Below are 15,350 nucleotides of genomic sequence, written 5' to 3' on the forward strand. Positions count from 1 at the left end.
GGTACTCACCATGAGCATGTATCAACTGATCCGCCACGGCCGCGGCCACCGCCGCGACGAAGCGGACAAGCCCACCATCATGATGCGGGCGATCACCTGGGCGACCGCACCTCCGGCCCAGCCCGACGACGCCGAGCGCGCCCGCCGGGACGGCGCCACGCTCGCCCGACTGCTCACCCCCGAGCAACGGTCCCGGTATGCCGAGACCCAGGACCGCGCCGTCGCTGCGGACTTCCTGGCTCGGGAGCGGGCGGCCGTCCTGGCCGAGCGGGACACCCTCGAGCCGACCGGTGAGGAGCGCGAGGCCCTCACCGTGCCCTGGCAGGCGCCCGAAGGTGGGGCCTGGTTGCAGCAGACCTTCCAGGTGATGTCCCTGGTCATCGCGCTGGCGATCCCCGTCGTTCTCCTGGCCGGCTCCGTCGTGGGAGACGCCGGACTCGGCATCGCGGGCCTGCTGGTGCTGCTGATCGCGGTGACCTTCACCGCCGAGGCGCTCACCGCAGCGGCCCTGGACCGGCGCAGGGTGGCCCCACTGCTGGAGTGGGCGACCACGCGCCCGGGTCAACTCGGCCGCGGCGTCCCCGGCAGCTCGCCGGGCACCACGGTCACCGGCGCCTTGGGCTGCCTGGCCTACGCCGTGCTGATGGCCTTTGCCATCTCGATCATCATCGGCCTCGTCTTCCTCGGCCTGTTCGCGGTGATCGCGCTCCTCGCCGCCGCCTTCGGAGGCACGTTCTCGGACTTCTGGGAGCCCGACCTGATCCTGGGTCTGGTGACGGCGGTGGTCGCGCCGATCGCGGTCGGCGCCGTCCTGCTCTCTGCGTGGCGGCTCGGCGCCCTCGCCGAGCACCGCCGCCACTCCGCCCTGGAGTGGCTGGTCCCCGAGCCCGAGGACACCCCGGGCACACTGGGCTCATGAGCTCTCCCTTCGACCTCACGCTGGAGCAGTTGCGCGAACACCGCTCGGCGAAGTGGAGTCGGGTGCCAACGGACGTGCTGCCCGCCTGGACCGCCGAGATGGACGTGCGTACCGCACCCGCGATCGCCGAGGCGCTGCACCTCGCCATCTCCCGTTCCGACTTCGGCTACGCCGGTGCCCCCGCGCCGGTCACCGAGGCTTTCGCCGGCTTCGCCCGCGACGCGTGGGGCTGGGACCCCGAGGCAGGCGGGGGCCGGCTACGGCTGTTCAGCGACGTCGGCCACGGGGTCAACGAGACTCTCCGGGCGCTCACCACGCCCGGCGACCGCGTGATCATCAACCCACCGGTCTACCTGTCCTTCTACCCCTGGCTCGCCGGTCTCGGCCTCGAGCCGCTCGAGGTCCCGATGCTCGACATCGCCGTAGGGGGCCGCCTCGACCTGGACGGGATGGCGCAGGCCCTCACCTCGGGGGCGCGCATCATCCTGCTCTGCACGCCGCACAACCCGCTCGGCTACGTCTACTCCCACGAGGAACTCGCCCAGCTCGCCGACCTCGCCGCCGAGCACGACGCCATCGTCATCTCCGATGAGATCCACGCACCGCTCGTGCACCCCGGCTCTCCCCGCCCGTTCGTCCCCTGGCTGACCGTCTCCGACGCGGCCCGCGAGGTCGGCATCGCGCTGCACTCCCCGTCCAAGGCATGGAATACCGCCGGCCTCAAGCTCGCCGTCGGCGCCACCGCCGTCGAGGGCCGCTGGCCGCAGATCCGGGAGGAGATCGACTGGTCCCCCTCGATCCTGGGTCAGTACGCCGCGATCGCCGCCTACACCCACAGCCGAGACTGGCTGGCGAGGGTGCGGGCCGAGCTCCAGACGCGGACCGCCCAGCTCGTGGACCTCCTCGCCGAGCACCTGCCCGACGTCCGCTTCCAGCCCGGTCACGCGTCATACCTGGCGTGGTTGGACTGCCGCGAGCTCGGGCTGGGCGACAACCCGGCCGCCACCTTCCTGTCGAAGGGGCGGGTGCAGTTGTCCCCCGGCCCGGCCTTCGGCGCGACCGGCGAGGGCTTCGCGCGGCTCAACATCGGCACCAGCCAGGAGCTGATGACCCAGGCCGTCCGCCGGATGGCAGCGGCGGTGGCCGCCCGGTGAGCCGCCGCACCGGCCTGGCCGCCCAGATCGGCCGCGCCTGGGAGCGCCACCTGCGCAGGCTGGTCGCCTGGGTCGCGAGTCCGCCCCGCGAGCGCAGCGACGAGGACCGCGCCGGACCGCGCGATCGCGGCACACTTCCTGGCTCGGGAACGCCTGGCCGCCCTCCGGTCGCGGGAGACGCTCGAGTCGACCGGTGAGGAGCGCGAGGTCGGCTGGACGCCGTGGGAGCCCACGTCGAGGGGGCGGTGGCTGCGGCAGACCTGCCGCTACACGCTCTACGCCAGCCTGATCCTGGCGCTGATCTGCGCGCTGGCGGCCTTCGCCCATCCCCTGGGCGCGATCCTGGCGCTGCTCTTGCTGGCCACCGCGGTGGCCGGTGCGACCGGCGAGTGGCTCACCGTGGCGGTGGAGGATCGCACGCGGGTGCAGCCCTTGCTCGAGTGGGCCACCACCCTTCCCGGGCAGCTGGGCCGGGGCGTGCCGGAGAGCGCGCCGCGGGCGACGATGAGCGGGTCCCTCGACCTCGTGGGGTACACGCTCCTGGTGATCCTCTCGCTGCCCATGCTGATCGGCGGCTTCATGCTGGTCGTCATCGGGCTGCTGTCGGCGGCGCTCGGGGAGTGGCCCTGGTCCCAGGGCGCGGTCGATCGGACCTATCTGCTCGTGATGACGACGGCTTTCCTCGCCCCGATCGTGCTCGGTGGTCTGCTGGTGCTGTCCTGGCGCGCCCTCGCGCTCGCCGAGCGCCGGAGGGCGAGCGCGCTGGAGTGGCTGGTGCCGTGAGCCCTGTGTGAGCTCGGTGTGAGGTCGGGCGGGCACACTGTCCCGTATGCCGCCGCGCCCCCTCCTCGTCTGCGTCCTGCTGGTCCTGACCGCGGGTTCGTTGACGGCCTGCACCCAGGCGGACGGTGCCCCGATCGATCATGGCCCCGCGACGCCCGCGGTGGCCGAGCAGGGCAGCGCGGCCGAGGCGACCTATCTGTGGAGCTGCGTGGATGAGGACCCGGTCCAGCAGCCGCCGAGCTATGTGCTGACCTGCGCCGATGGCAACGCCGGCCTGGAGGGGATGTCGTGGTCGGCCTGGGGCGAGGAGATCGCCCACGGGCAGGGGGAGTTCGTGATCAACTCCTGCGATCCGAGTTGCGCCGAGGGGGAGCTGGTCCGGTTCCCGGTGACGGTCAAGGCGGAGGACCTGGTGCAGCTGGAGGCCACCCAGGTGTATGGCAGCGTCGTCGTGCACTTCGTGGATGAACGCCCCGACGGCCTGGCGCAGGATGAGAGTTTCAGCGTCGCGCCGGAGCACCGCTGAGCTCGATCACCGTGCGGGCCCCGGTCCAGGGAGCCTCAGCCTGTCCGAGCACGAGCCGGCCACCCATCGCCTGGAGCTGACGCAGGGCGATAGTCAGGCCTAGGCCGGAGCCTTTGTTCGCCCCGAGGCCATGGAAGCGCCGGGGCCCCTGGCCGATGAGTTCCTCGGGATAGCCCGGGCCGTCGTCCTCGAGGATCAGGCTGGTGCCCTCCACGAGGAGTCGGCCACGCTGTCCACCGTGCCGGGCGAGGTTGGTGAACAGGTTGCTCAGCACCCGGTCGAGCCGACGCTCCTCGACCAGCACGGTTCCGGTGGAGCGGACCTCCAGGGTGATCTCGGGAGCGCGTCCGACATCGAGGGCCAGATGGGTACGCGCCCGGTCCAGGAGCGCGGGCGCGATCGTGGCCAGGTCCAGCGGCTGCGCGACCACGTCCTCGGTGCCGCGCTCCAGCTGGCTGATCTCCAGCAGGTCCTCGACGAGCAGCCGCATCCGGCGCACCTGGGCGCGGACGAGTTCTGCCGCCTCGTCATCACCGAGGAGCTCGGCGGCGCTGACGAGGCCGGTCAGCGGTGTCCGCAGCTCGTGCGCGACATCGGCGGTGAAGGCCTGCTCAGCCTCGAGCCGGGCGGAGAGCCGATCGGCCATCTCATCGATGGCCCGGGTCAGGGCGGCCACCTCGTCGCGCCCGCCCTCGTGGGCCCGTGCCCCAGGCTCGCCCGCCGCTACCCGGTGCACCGACCGCGCAGCGCGACGCAGTCTTCTGGACAGCGCGGTGGCGACCACCCAGCCGAGCAACCCGGACGCGACCGCGGAGCCCAGGATCGTCAGGACCAACCAGCGCGCGCGGGTCGCTGCCTCCTCCCGCAGCTCCTGGCCGGGGGCCTCGATGGTGAGCACGACAGAGGGCCCGATGCGTTCGGCCGCCCACATCGTGGTGCCGTCATAGAAGCTGCGCCGGTCCCCCTCGGCCAGGCCAGCGGTGAGGTCGGCGGGACCGCGCGTGGCCGTCGTGGCACCACCGCGCAACCGCCCGTCCACCCGATAGCCGGCTGCCGCGGCGTCCAGCTGTCCCAGCGTCTGCTCCCGCAGCGCCTGCACGGCTGACCGCTCGGCCCGATCAGCCAGGGCCAGGCCGACCAGGGAGGAGACGATCAGGCTGATGATGGCGACCGCGAGCGCGATGCGCACGCGCAGGGAATGGACCCCCACTCAGCCACCGACCTTGTAGCCGACGCCCCGCACCGTGGCGATGAGTTCCGGTCCGATCTTGGAGCGCAGCCGCTGCACGGTGACCTCGACCACGTGCGGGTCCGCCCACTCGCCCACTCCCCACACCCGGTCGAGCAACTGGGCCTTGGAGAGCACCGCACCGCGATGTTCGAGCAAGGTCTCCAGCAGCCGGAACTCGGTGTGCGACAGCGTGATCTCCTCCTCCCCTCGGCGCACGCTCATCCCCGCGAGGTCGATGGTGAGTTCGCCCAGGGTGAGGCCTGTGGCGCTCACCACCGCCGCTCCGCGCCGCAGCACGGCCCGGATCCGTGCGGCGAGCACCTCCCCGTCGAAGGGCTTGACGACATAGTCGTCGACCCCCGCCGAGAAGCCTGCGAGCTGGTCTCCGGTGAGGTCGCGGGCGGTGAGCATGACGATCGGCAGGTCCGCGGTGTCGGGGCGGGTGCGCAGGCGCCGGGTCAGGGTGAGCCCGTCCATCCTGGGCATCATCACGTCCACCACGGCGACCTCCGGACGGCGATCCGCCGCGTCCAGCACCTCGAGCGCCGCCACGCCGTCCTGGGCGACGAGGGTCGTGAAGCCCTGCCGCTGCAGCACCAGCGCAGTCGTCCGGCGCAGCATCTCGTCGTCCTCGACGAGCAGGACGGTCGGGGACATCGGCTGGCTGGCAGCGGGTGGCGAGGTGGCGGCGGGTGGCACGGCCCCCAGCCTAGGAGCCGGACCACCCCTCGGACAGGCCCGGCGGAGCCGGCGGACAAAGTGTGAGCGAGCTGTGAGGTGGGCGTGCGGTCACCGTGAGGCAGGGCGAGCAGTGTTGTCCATGTCGCCGAAGGGAGCCACCGGAGGGACCTCGGATCAGGAAAGGACCACCCTCATGAACAGCACCAGCGCCACTCCCCCCACCACCCGCACCACGACCCGCGGCACCTCGCGTCGCCGCCGCGTCATCACCGGCGGCCTGCTCGCCCTGGCCATCACCGGCACCGCCGCCGGTATCGCCGTCGCCCAGGGTGGCCAGGACGATGCGCCCCAGCAGGAGTTCGAGGGCGGCGAGTTCGCGGCCGACCCGATGAGCGAGGTCACGATGATCCGCGACTGCGATGGCGAATCGCTGAACCGCCCCGACAGCATCACCCTCACCTGCGCCGACGGGCTGGAGACCCTCCAGGGCCTGGAATGGTTCGACTGGGGCACCGCCACGGCGCACGCCGAGGGCCAGCTCGTCGTCGCCCCGACCGCCGCCGAGGGCGGCGACCCGATCAGCTACCCGGTCACCGTGTCGGCCGACGGCCTGGTCACCGGCGAGGCGGTGCAGGACTACAGCCGCCTCACCATCACCTTCCCGGGCGACAAGCCTGACTTCGAGGACGCCACGTTCGTCCACGAGCTGCCCACCGTCGAGGCTGCCTCCGGGCTCGACGGCTGAGCAGGATCACCGGCCCCGCGGACGGGACACCGCGAGAGGGCCGACCGGCGGCGCCACCTCAGGGACAGGGTGGCGCCGCCTCGGTCGTTCGGACCTACCCTTGCCCCATGAGCACCCCGCACCTGTGGATCCGCGCCGAGGCGCGTCCGACCGAGCAGCGCGTCCCGATCGTTCCGGCCGATGCCGCCCGCCTGATCGCCGACGGCTTCGCCGTCACGGTCGAGGAGTCGCCGACCCGGATCATCCCGATCGAGAACTTCGTTGCCGCTGGCTGCTCGGTGGCGCCGTTCGGCTCCTGGGTCGACGCCCCGGACGGCGCCGTGGTCGTGGGCATCAAGGAGCTCCCCGAGGACCCGGCCGACCTGAGCCACACGCACGTCTACTTCGCGCACGCCTACAAGGGGCAGGAGGGCGCCCAGGAGGTGCTGGACCGCTTCCGCCGCGGCGGCGGGCAGCTGCTCGACGTGGAGTACCTCACCGTCGACGGCCGCCGGGTGGTCGCCTTCGGCTTCTGGGCCGGGTATGTCGGAGCTGCCCTGGCCGTCCTCCGGCACCGCGGTCTGTTGCCGGGGGGGGTCGCGCCGATGTCACGCGCTGACCTGGACGAGCAGCTGCGCGCCAGCGCGGAGGGCCACGACCCGGAGCGGGCCCTGGTCATTGGCTCCCGTGGACGCTCCGGCCGAGGCGCCATCGAAGCGCTGGAGATCGCTGGCTGCACCATCACCCGCTGGGACCGGGCCGACACCGAAAGGCTGGACAAGCACGCTCTGCTCGCCCACGACCTGCTGATCAACTGCGTCGTGAGCGACACCAAGCGTGAGCCCTTCGTCGACACCGCCGACCTGGACGTGCCGCGCCGGCTGCGCACCGTCGGCGACGTCACCTGCGACGTCACCTCGGAGGCCAACCTGCTGCCCTTCAACACCGCGATCACCACCTGGGACGAGCCGGTGCGCGCCTTCGGCTCCGAGGGCAACCCGCTGGAGGTCATCGCGATCGACAACCTGCCCTCGTTGCTCCCGCTGGAGTCCTCGGAGAGCTTCTCCGCCGAGCTCACGCCGCTCCTGCCCGATCTGGCCGAGCGGCAGGGTGCGTGGGCCGCCAGCCTGGAGTGGTTCCACCGGCACCTCATCTAAGGGGCTCCCGTGACCACCGTGCAGCAGTACGCCCACCCCTACCGCATCGGCAGCCTGGTCGGTGCCATCGGTGCCACGGTCTTCGTGCTAGCCAACCGGAACGCGCTGCCTGATCCGTGGCCGCTGGTGGCGCTGGCCAGCTGGGGCCTGGTGCTGGCGCTCTACGTCTACCGCGTCTGGCTCTCCCCCGCCGAGGCGCTCCCCCGCGTCCGGCCACCGCGCCCGCGTGCCGGGCTGATCTACGTAGCCTCGGTCGCGGCCATGATCCTGGGCATCCAGGTCGGCCGGAGCTTCCTGCCGGAGGCCGACCGCGACGCGCTCATGCCGGCCGTGATCGTGATCTGCGTGGGCCTGCACCTGGTGCCGTTCGCCCAGGCCTTCCGCGCCCCGGTCTTCGCCCTCCTCGGGTGGGCGATGACCGCAATCGGGGTCATGGGCCTGACCGCCGGCCTGGCGACCTGGACCGGGTGGGCCTGCGTCGCCGCGGTGGTCACCGGCATCGTGATGCTGGCGGTGATGGCCGAGGCCGCGCACCCCGACGACGAGATCAGCCCCGGGGACTAGCGCCCACCTCAGCCGGTGTTCTGCAGCCCGGCCGCCATCCCGTTGATCGTGAGCAGCAGCGGCCGGTGCCAGGGGTGCCCTTCGTCCTCGCGCGCGCCGTCGGCGTCCAGCTCGGTCAGGCACCGCAGCTGCAGCCGGCTGAGGGCATCGATCGCCGGCCGACGCAGCTCGACCGCGGTCCGCAGGTGCGGCTTGTGCTGCAGCAGCGTGTCCTGACCGAGCACGTCGAGGACCTGCTCTCGGCTGAGCCGCAGCTCGGCAATGATCCGCTCGGTCAGGTCCGGCCGCCCGCCGAGCTCCAGGAAGCGCGCGGCCAGCTCCTCGTGGCTCTTGGCCAGGCTCATCTCCGCGACGTCCATCAGCGAGGCGAACATCGGCCACTCGCGATAGGCCGCGCGCAGCTGCTCGCGGTCCTCCTCGGCGGCGAGCGCGGTGCCCAGTCCGTACCACCCAGGCAGGTTCACCCGGGTCATCGACCACGCGAAGACCCACGGGATCGCGCGCAGGTCGTCCAGGGAACGACCGCTCGTTCCGCCGCGACGGGCAGGACGCGACCCCAAGCGCAGGTCGCCGAGGGAGTCGAGGGGGCTGGCGGTCGCGATCAGGTCGGCGATGCCGTCGGTGTCCATCAGGTCCCGGTATGCCGTGCGACTCACCTCCTCGAGGCGCTCGCCCAGGTCTGCATAGCGCTCGGCGGCGGCGTCCCGCGCGGCGACGACCTCCGGTGAGTCGGCGAGGAGGACGGCCGAAGCGACTCGTTCCAGGTGCTGCTGGGCGAGCTGGACGTCGGCATACCGGGCGTAGATGACCTCGCCCTGCTCGGTCACCTTGAAGCGGCCGTCGACCGAGCCGGTGGGCTGGGCGGTGATCGCGCGGTGCAGCGGTCCACCGCCACGGCCCAGCGAGCCGCCGCGGCCGTGGAAGAGGGTGAGCTCGATGCCGTGCCGATGCGCCCAGTCGGTCAACTCGCCCTGGGCACGATGCAGGGTGATGGTGGCAGCGGCCGGACCGACGTCCTTGGCGCTGTCGGAGTAGCCCATCATGATCTCGACCCTGCGCTCCCGGTCCGCCAGCCAGGCCTGGGTCGAGGGCAGGGTGAGCCACTCCTCCAGGGTGTCCTGCGCGCCCCGCAGGTCCTCGCCGGTCTCGAAGAGCGGGACCACGTCGAGCCGCAGCGGCCGATCCCCCACGGCGAGCCGGGCCAGTGCCCGCACCGCGGCCAAGTGAGCGGCGCTCTGGCTGAAGGACACGACATACCGGCCGCAGCAGCCCGAGCCCCACCGGCCCTGGAGGAAGGACATCACCCGGATGGTGTCGAGCACCTCCTTGGTCGGGGGCGAGACGTCGGTGACCGCCACCGGCCAGCCGTCGGTGGCCAGCCCGTCCAGGAGCTTCGCGTCGCGGGCGGCGGCCGCCGGGTCCTGGACGCCGGCCAGGCCGAGCAGCTCGACCAGCGCCTTCTCGTGGACCGCGCTGTGCTGGCGGACCTCGAGCTCGGCGAGGTGGAAGCCGAAGGTCTCGACCAGCCAGAGCAGGTGCTGCAGCTCCCCGTCGGCACTGCGCCGGTCACCGGCGGCGAGGAGGGAGTCCCGCACGAGGTGCAGATCGGCGAGCAGCTCCTCGGGACCCTGGTAGGCGGTGCCGCTCACCCCGTCGGCGGTGGCGCCCAGCCGCAGGGCGCTGACGAGCAGTTTCTGCCGGTGCAGCTCGGCCGGGGAGTCCTTGGCGATCTCGGCGAACTCCGTCGGCAGGATCACCGCGTCGTTGGCGAGCGCCTCGCGCAGCGCCCCGGACGCCGGGGTGGTCTGCTCGTCCATGGTGAGGGTGCGCGCCACCCGCTCGACATTGGCCTGCAGGGTGCGCAGCGCCACGGCCGCCTGGGCATCCATGGTCCGCCGGGTCACGGCCGCGGTGACGTGCGGATTGCCGTCGCGGTCGCCGCCGACCCAGGAGCCGTAGCGGATCAGGGACGGGAGATGCTCGGGCTGGGTGTCGGGAGCATCGTTCCCGAGCGCATCACCCCCCAGCGCATCCCCCTCAAGCGCGTTCTCGACCGCCCGCTGGAAGCGCGGCACCGCCCGGAAGACGGTGGTGTCGAAGATCGACAGGACCGTCTTGACCTCGTCGAAGGGTTCGGGCCGGGTGGTGCGCAAGGTCGAGGTCCGCTGCAGGATGTCGATGTCCTCGAGCATCCGGCGGCGGGCGAAGGCCTGCTCCGTCGCCCCGGACTGCGGGTCGACATACCGGTCGAGCTGCTCGGCGATCCGCCGCAGCGAGCCGGTGACGGCGCGGCGCCGGGCCTCGGTGGGGTGGGCCGTGAGGACGGGGTGCAGGCGCATCGCCGCCAGGCGGTCACGGGCCCCATCGCCGACGGCCGCGACAGCCGGCGCGATGTCGCCGCTCTCCAACGTGCCGCCGTGCTCGCCGTCCTCGCGCCGCAGGGAGCGGGCGCGATCGCGTTCGTCGGCCAGATTGGCCAGGTGGAGCCGCACGGTCATCGCCCGCGTCAGCGCCGCGACCTCCTCGGGGCCGGCATCGGAGACGAGGTCGTCGTGGTCGAGGTCATCGTGGTCCAGGTCGCCGCCGTGGCGGCGGAGCACGGCGGCCAGCTCCCCCTGTCCGCCTTCCTCCAGCACCTGGTCGTGCAGCGCGGTCAACAGCTCGAGATCTCGGGTCAGTCCCTCCATGACATCAACGCTAGTGCAGGCGGCGGCCGGCCGGGACGAGTTGGCCTAGCACCACCGCCACCAGAGCGAGGCTGAAGCCGAGGGTCTGGACCGGGCTAAGCGCCTCTCCCAGGACCAGCCAGCCGAGCACGGCAGCGGTGACCGGGCTGAGCGGCCCCAGCAACGCGGTCGAGGTGGCCGGCAATGTGCGCGCTGCGTGGAACCAGAGGCCGTAGGCGAGCGCTCCCCCGATCACCGACAGCCAGGCATAGCCGAGCACCGCGCCGGTGGTGAGCACGAAGGGGCCCCGATCAAGCAACGGGATGAGCGGAGCAATCAGCAGGCCGCCCAGCAGCAGTTGCCAGCCCGTGGAGGCCAGGCCACTGAGCCCCGCGGTCGGCCCCCACGCGCGCGTCAGCGTGACCCCCAGAGCCATCGAGGTCGTGCCCAGGGCGGCGGCTAGCAGACCGAGCGGGTCGACGTTCAGAGTGCCGGTGGTCAGAGTCAGCAGCACGCCGAGCACCGCGACCCCGGCCCACACCAACTGCCATCGTGGGGTGTGCTGTCGAAGCAACCACCACGCAGCCAGGGCCACGATGAACGGTTGCCCAGCCCCCACCACCGCAGCCAGCCCGCCAGGAAGGCGGTAGGCCGCGACGAAGAGCAACGGGAAGAAGGCGCCGATGTTGAGCACCGCCAGCAGAACCAGCCGTCCCCACTGACGCGGCCGGCCACGTGTCAGCGCGATCAGCAGAAGACCGGCAGGGACCGCACGCAGGACGGCAGCGGTCATCGGATGACCCGGCGGCAGCAGCTCGGTCGTGACGAGGTAGGTGGTGCCCCACACGATCGGTGCCACTGCGGCGAGCACGGTCACCGTGGAATGTTTCGCTTCCATGGAAGCATGATACTTCCTCGGAAGCATTCTCGCTTACGTGGAAGCGATACAGTTGACGTCATGGATCTATCCCGCCCCGACCACGTGGACGCTATCCAGGAGGAATGGCGCCGGGAGCGCCCGGATCTGGACGTGACGCCGATGGGGACCTTCGGGCGGCTGCACCGGCTCGCCGACATCCTGACGAAGGAGCTCGACACGGTCTTCGCCGCCCACGGCCTCACCGAGATCGACTTCGACATCCTCTGCACCTTGCGCCGAGCGGGGGAGCCCTACGGCCGACGCCCAGCCGAGTTGGCGCGCTCGACGATGGTCACGACAGGGGGCATCAGCAAGCGGGTGGACAAGCTCGCCGAGGCGGGGCTGGTCGAACGGACCCGCCCCGGCATGGGCGACGCGCGCGCGACTCAGGTGCGCCTCACCGCCGAGGGCCTGCGGCGCATCGATGCTGCCGTCACCGACCATGTCGCCAACGAGCAGCGGCTGCTCGACGACCTGCCTGCGCAGGACCGAGCACGCCTCGAGGAGTTGCTGAAGGGATGGCTTGCCCGCGTCAGCGCGACCGAACTCAGCCCCAGGTGAGCCCGGTCGACAGCCCCGGTGACCGCGCCGGCTCGATGAACCACTCGTCGCCGAAGACCATCGCGAACTGATCCTGCGGCATACCGAGCATCCAGCCCACGTCCTCCTGGGAGGCGTGGCAGGCCAGCGCCGCCCGCTTGACGTCCAGCACCGACCGGACGTCGACATGCCAGTGGATCTGCGCCTCCGGCGTGCCCATCGGGTTGCCATCATCGGCCGGGCCGTCGGGGTCCCAGTCACCCTCGATCCCGGCCTCCTGCGCGGCGACGTAGAGGCGTCGCATGTGGTCCCGGTTCATCGTCCCCTCGAGCTCGCGGGGACGGCGGGCGGCGAGTTCGGCCGCCCGGCGCGCGACGTGGTGGACCTTGATGTGGTCGGGGTGGCCGTAGCCGCCGTGCCAGTCGTAGCCCACCAACGCATCGGCGTCCTCCTCGTCCAGGACGGCGGCCAACCGGCCGGCGGCCTCGTCGAGGTCGGCGGAGTGGAAGGAGCGGGCGTGCCCGTTCTGCTCCCACCCGGTCATGCCGGAGTCGCCGTAGCCGAGCCAGACCACCCGGTGCGTGCCGAGCACCTCGGCGGAGGCCTCGGCCTCCCGGCGCCGACGGGTCACCACGGTCTCGCCCTCGGCGAGGTCGGCGGGGACGGTGCCGTGGTCGCCATCGGTGGCGTAGACCACGACCACGCGGTGCCCGGCGTCGACGGCCAGGCGGATGGTGCCGCCGCTGCCGGAGGCCTCATCGTCGGGATGGGCGTGCAGGAAGACGATCGTGCTCACGACGCAGAACTGTATGCCGACACCTGGCTACCCGCAGGCCGTCTCCTCGAGCGAGGCGAGCCCGGCGAGGTCGCCCTCCCCCAGCTCGCGCTGGCCTCGGTGCTCGGCAGCCATCAACTGGTTCGGGTCCTCGCTGTGGCCAAGGCCAAGGACGTGGATGAGCTCGTGGGTGATGATCATCTCGAGCTCGGTGTCGGTGTCCCGCAACCAGCCGCCGGGCTGGTCGACGTCGAGGACGACCATGCCGCCGACGGCCCGGCCTCCGCCCCCGGGGCCCTGGGCGTAGACCGCGCCACCCAGTCCGGCGGTGGGACCGGCCAGCGCGGGCACCTCCTGCTCGTCGGCCCAGCCGAGCAGCACCGGACCCCGCCCGCGCTCGAGGAAGTTGCGGTCGTCGGTCTCGCCGACGATCTCGAAGGTGAACCCGCTCGCCTCGTTGACCATGGCGAAGGCTGCGGTGAGGCGATCGGCATACCCCTCGGGCGCGTGCTCGGGGTTGACCTCGACCGGGATGGTCTGGCGGCAACCCCAGGTGATCGGGGCACCGGAGGTGGTGGTGGTCATGTAGGTCCAGCCGTCACCGCCGGAGCCGGGCTCGCCGTGCAGCGGGTCCATCCGGACCGCGTCGCCGAGCCGGTCGCGCAGGTCATCCAGCTCCAGGATCGGGGAGTAGGCGACCGTCCCGACGATGACCGCACCCACGATGAGCAGCGTGCCGAGGACCCCGAGGCAGCCGCCACCACGCGATGGCCTCTCGGGCCTCGGTGGCGGCAGCGATCCGTAGCCGCTGTGGTAGGTCATGGCTCCAGTGTGCGGGTCACCCGCCGAGGCCCTTGAGCAGGTCCTCGAACGGGGTCACCTCGTCATCGATCTGCGTGCCGGAGGTTCGGCCGCGCGCGGTCGAGCGGGCGCGTCCGAGGTCACCGGGTCCCTGGACGAAACCGGCGACCGAGCCGGTCTCGGCGACCATCAGGGTGGCCAACTCGGCGGCAGCCCGGGCGACGCGCTCGGCCAGGCCCCCGCCCTCGCCGCCCCCGAAGTCCTCGGTGGCGGCGAAGACACCCGTCGGCACCACGACGGCCCGCAGATAGGTGAACAGCGGACGCAGCGCGTGGTCGAGCACGAGCTGGTGCCGAGGCGTGCCGGCGGTGGCGGCGATGATCACCGGCATCCCGTTGATCGCGTCGGTGTCCAGCACGTCCATGAACATCTTGAACAGGCCGGAGTAGCTCGCCGAGAAGACCGGCGTGACCGCGATCAGGCCGTCGGCGGAGCTGACCAGCTCCCGAGCCCTGGTGACCGCCGGGGTCGGCAGCCCACCGGTGGTCATCGTCGTCGCCAGCTCGTGGGCGAGCTCGCGCAGCTCGATGACCTCGACGTGGGCCGCCTCACCGCGGGCGGAGACCTGGGCCTGCACCGCCTCGGCGAGGCGGTCGGCGAGCAGCCGGGTGGAGCTGGGCCGGGAGAGCCCGGCGGTGATGACGACGAGTCGACGGGTCATCACTCCTCCTTACGGGGTGGTCAGGGTGCGCGCCGGGGCCACCAGGTGGTGCGGCGCGTCCGGTCCGGCCTCGACGAGCGAGGCGTGGGTCGGCGGCTCGCTGGGCACGTGCGCCGGGCGGCGCGCCTCGAACTCGCGACGCAGCACCGGGACGACCTCGGTGCCCAGGATCTCGACCTGCTCCAGCACGGTCTCCAGCGGCAGACCCGCGTGGTCCATCAGGAAGAGCTGGCGCTGGTAGTCCCCGACGGAGTCGGCGAAGGACAGCGTGCGCTCGATCACCATCTGCGGGGTGCCGACGGTCAGCGGGGTCGCGCGGGTGAACTCCTCCAGGCTCGGGCCGTGGCCGTAGACCGGGGCGTTGTCGAAGTAGGGTCGGAAGACCTTCTTGGCCTCCGCCTCGGTGTCCGCCATGAAGACCTGGCCACCCAGTCCGACGATCGCCTGGTCGGCGGCGCCGTGCCCGTAGTGCTCGAACCGGCGACGGTAGAGGCCGACCATCTGGGCGGTGTGCTCGATGTTCCAGAAGATGTTGTTGTGGAAGAAGCCGTCACCGTAGTAAGCGGCCTGCTCGGCGATCTCGGTGGAACGAATCGACCCGTGCCAGACGAAGGGCGGGGTGTCATCCAAGGGCCGCGGGGTGGAGGTGAAGCCCTGCAGGGGCGTGCGGAACTTACCCTCCCAGTCCACGACCTCCTCGCGCCACAGCCGGCGCAGCAGGTGGTAGTTCTCCACCGCGAGCGCCAGGCCCTGACGGATGTCCTTGCCGAACCACGGGTAGACCGGGCCGGTGTTGCCACGGCCCATCATCAGATCCACCCGGCCGCCGGACAGGTGCTGGAGGAAGGCGTAGTCCTCGGCGATCCGGACCGGGTCGGTGGTGGTGATCAGGGTGGTCGCGGTCGAGAGCTTGAGCTTCTCGGTGCGCGCTGCGATGTAGGCCAGGTGCGTGGTGGGCGCGCTCGGGACGAAGGGCGGGTTGTGGTGCTGGCCGGTGGCGAAGACGTCCAGCCCGACCTCCTCGGCCTTGAGCGCGATCTGGGTCATCGCCGAGATCCGCTCGTGCTCGCTGGGGGTCCGTCCCGTGGTGGGGTCCATGGTGACGTCGCCGACGCTGAACAGACCGAACTGCATGGCACTCAACTCCTGACGTGAGGATCCTGAGAGGGATCACCTGCCGCCACCCGGT

The 15,350-nt window shown here is 71.9% G+C and carries 17 protein-coding genes; 9 read left to right on the forward strand and 8 right to left on the reverse strand.

The genetic code is table 11. From position 1 onward, the window contains the following. Positions 1-10: 10 nt before the first annotated feature. The 5 genes from ACQBAT_RS14825 (at position 11) to ACQBAT_RS14845 (ending at position 3,382) form a co-directional block, all read left to right on the forward strand. Entirely contained in the window at positions 11-919 is a 909-nt protein-coding gene (locus tag ACQBAT_RS14825; protein WP_420748714.1) for a hypothetical protein, read from the forward strand. Continuing rightward, positions 916-2,073, forward strand: coding sequence for a MalY/PatB family protein (locus tag ACQBAT_RS14830; protein WP_420748715.1), 1,158 nt, complete (start codon positions 916-918; stop codon positions 2,071-2,073). The genes ACQBAT_RS14825 and ACQBAT_RS14830 overlap by 4 nt, the downstream gene beginning before the upstream one ends. Further along, positions 2,070-2,270 (forward strand): hypothetical protein, encoded by a 201-nt coding sequence (locus ACQBAT_RS14835; RefSeq protein ID WP_420748716.1) that lies wholly within the window; start codon positions 2,070-2,072, stop codon positions 2,268-2,270. Before ACQBAT_RS14830 ends, ACQBAT_RS14835 begins: the two co-directional genes overlap by 4 nt. A gap of 157 nt (positions 2,271-2,427) precedes the next feature. Next, on the forward strand, positions 2,428-2,856 hold the full coding sequence (locus tag ACQBAT_RS14840) for a hypothetical protein (RefSeq protein ID WP_420748717.1): 429 nt from the start codon (positions 2,428-2,430) through the stop codon (positions 2,854-2,856). Positions 2,857-2,902: 46 nt separating this feature from the next. After that, a complete protein-coding gene (locus ACQBAT_RS14845; RefSeq protein WP_420748718.1) occupies positions 2,903-3,382 on the forward strand; it encodes a hypothetical protein in 480 nt (159 codons plus the stop codon). Here the strand turns inward: ACQBAT_RS14845 and ACQBAT_RS14850 are convergent. Continuing rightward, a complete protein-coding gene (locus ACQBAT_RS14850; protein ID WP_420748719.1) occupies positions 3,357-4,592 on the reverse strand; it encodes a histidine kinase dimerization/phospho-acceptor domain-containing protein in 1,236 nt (411 codons plus the stop codon). The genes ACQBAT_RS14845 and ACQBAT_RS14850 overlap by 26 nt on opposite strands. Beyond that, positions 4,593-5,312 carry a response regulator transcription factor gene (locus ACQBAT_RS14855; protein ID WP_420748720.1) on the reverse strand — a complete coding sequence of 240 codons (720 nt, stop codon included), beginning with the start codon at positions 5,310-5,312 and terminating at the stop codon, positions 4,593-4,595. It abuts the gene before it with no gap. A gap of 175 nt (positions 5,313-5,487) precedes the next feature. Between ACQBAT_RS14855 and ACQBAT_RS14860 the strand changes: the two genes are divergently transcribed. The 3 genes from ACQBAT_RS14860 to ACQBAT_RS14870 all read left to right on the forward strand — a co-directional run bounded on the left by ACQBAT_RS14860 (position 5,488) and on the right by ACQBAT_RS14870 (position 7,739). After that, entirely contained in the window at positions 5,488-6,039 is a 552-nt protein-coding gene (locus tag ACQBAT_RS14860; RefSeq protein WP_420748721.1) for a hypothetical protein, read from the forward strand. Between the two features lie 107 nt (positions 6,040-6,146). Further along, a complete protein-coding gene (locus tag ACQBAT_RS14865) occupies positions 6,147-7,175 on the forward strand; it encodes a saccharopine dehydrogenase (protein ID WP_420748722.1) in 1,029 nt (342 codons plus the stop codon). A gap of 9 nt (positions 7,176-7,184) precedes the next feature. After that, the gene (locus ACQBAT_RS14870) at positions 7,185-7,739 is read left to right on the forward strand and encodes a hypothetical protein (protein WP_420748723.1); all 555 of its coding nucleotides are present in this window, start codon (positions 7,185-7,187) and stop codon (positions 7,737-7,739) included. A gap of 8 nt (positions 7,740-7,747) precedes the next feature. Here ACQBAT_RS14870 and ACQBAT_RS14875 read toward each other — a convergent pair whose 3' ends face one another. Both ACQBAT_RS14875 and ACQBAT_RS14880 read right to left on the reverse strand, forming a co-directional pair. Then, the gene (locus tag ACQBAT_RS14875) at positions 7,748-10,426 is read right to left on the reverse strand and encodes a phosphoenolpyruvate carboxylase (RefSeq protein WP_420748724.1); all 2,679 of its coding nucleotides are present in this window, start codon (positions 10,424-10,426) and stop codon (positions 7,748-7,750) included. 10 nt (positions 10,427-10,436) lie between these two features. Next, complete coding sequence (locus tag ACQBAT_RS14880; RefSeq protein WP_420748725.1) at positions 10,437-11,303, reverse strand: EamA family transporter; 867 nt, start codon at positions 11,301-11,303, stop codon at positions 10,437-10,439. 60 nt (positions 11,304-11,363) lie between these two features. On the opposite strand from ACQBAT_RS14880, the gene ACQBAT_RS14885 reads away from it, so the two are divergent. Next, the gene (locus ACQBAT_RS14885) at positions 11,364-11,885 is read left to right on the forward strand and encodes a MarR family winged helix-turn-helix transcriptional regulator (RefSeq protein ID WP_420748726.1); all 522 of its coding nucleotides are present in this window, start codon (positions 11,364-11,366) and stop codon (positions 11,883-11,885) included. Here the strand turns inward: ACQBAT_RS14885 and ACQBAT_RS14890 are convergent. Genes ACQBAT_RS14890 through ACQBAT_RS14905 form a run of 4 tightly spaced genes read right to left on the reverse strand, consistent with a single transcriptional unit; the run spans position 11,872 to position 15,295 of the window. Then, positions 11,872-12,660: a PIG-L deacetylase family protein gene (locus ACQBAT_RS14890; RefSeq protein ID WP_420748727.1), complete on the reverse strand. Its 789-nt coding sequence runs from the start codon at positions 12,658-12,660 to the stop codon at positions 11,872-11,874. The two genes, ACQBAT_RS14885 and ACQBAT_RS14890, sit on opposite strands and share 14 nt — an antisense overlap. Before the next feature lie 27 nt (positions 12,661-12,687). After that, positions 12,688-13,461 carry a matrixin family metalloprotease gene (locus ACQBAT_RS14895; RefSeq protein WP_420748728.1) on the reverse strand — a complete coding sequence of 258 codons (774 nt, stop codon included), beginning with the start codon at positions 13,459-13,461 and terminating at the stop codon, positions 12,688-12,690. A 16-nt stretch (positions 13,462-13,477) separates the two neighbouring features. Beyond that, a complete protein-coding gene (locus ACQBAT_RS14900; RefSeq protein ID WP_420748729.1) occupies positions 13,478-14,161 on the reverse strand; it encodes an FMN reductase in 684 nt (227 codons plus the stop codon). Positions 14,162-14,170: 9 nt separating this feature from the next. Then, positions 14,171-15,295 (reverse strand): LLM class flavin-dependent oxidoreductase, encoded by a 1,125-nt coding sequence (locus tag ACQBAT_RS14905; protein WP_420748730.1) that lies wholly within the window; start codon positions 15,293-15,295, stop codon positions 14,171-14,173. Positions 15,296-15,350: the final 55 nt, after the last annotated feature.

This window comes from Ornithinimicrobium pulveris (genome assembly GCF_050261105.1).
Taxonomy (GTDB): domain Bacteria; phylum Actinomycetota; class Actinomycetes; order Actinomycetales; family Dermatophilaceae; genus Ornithinicoccus.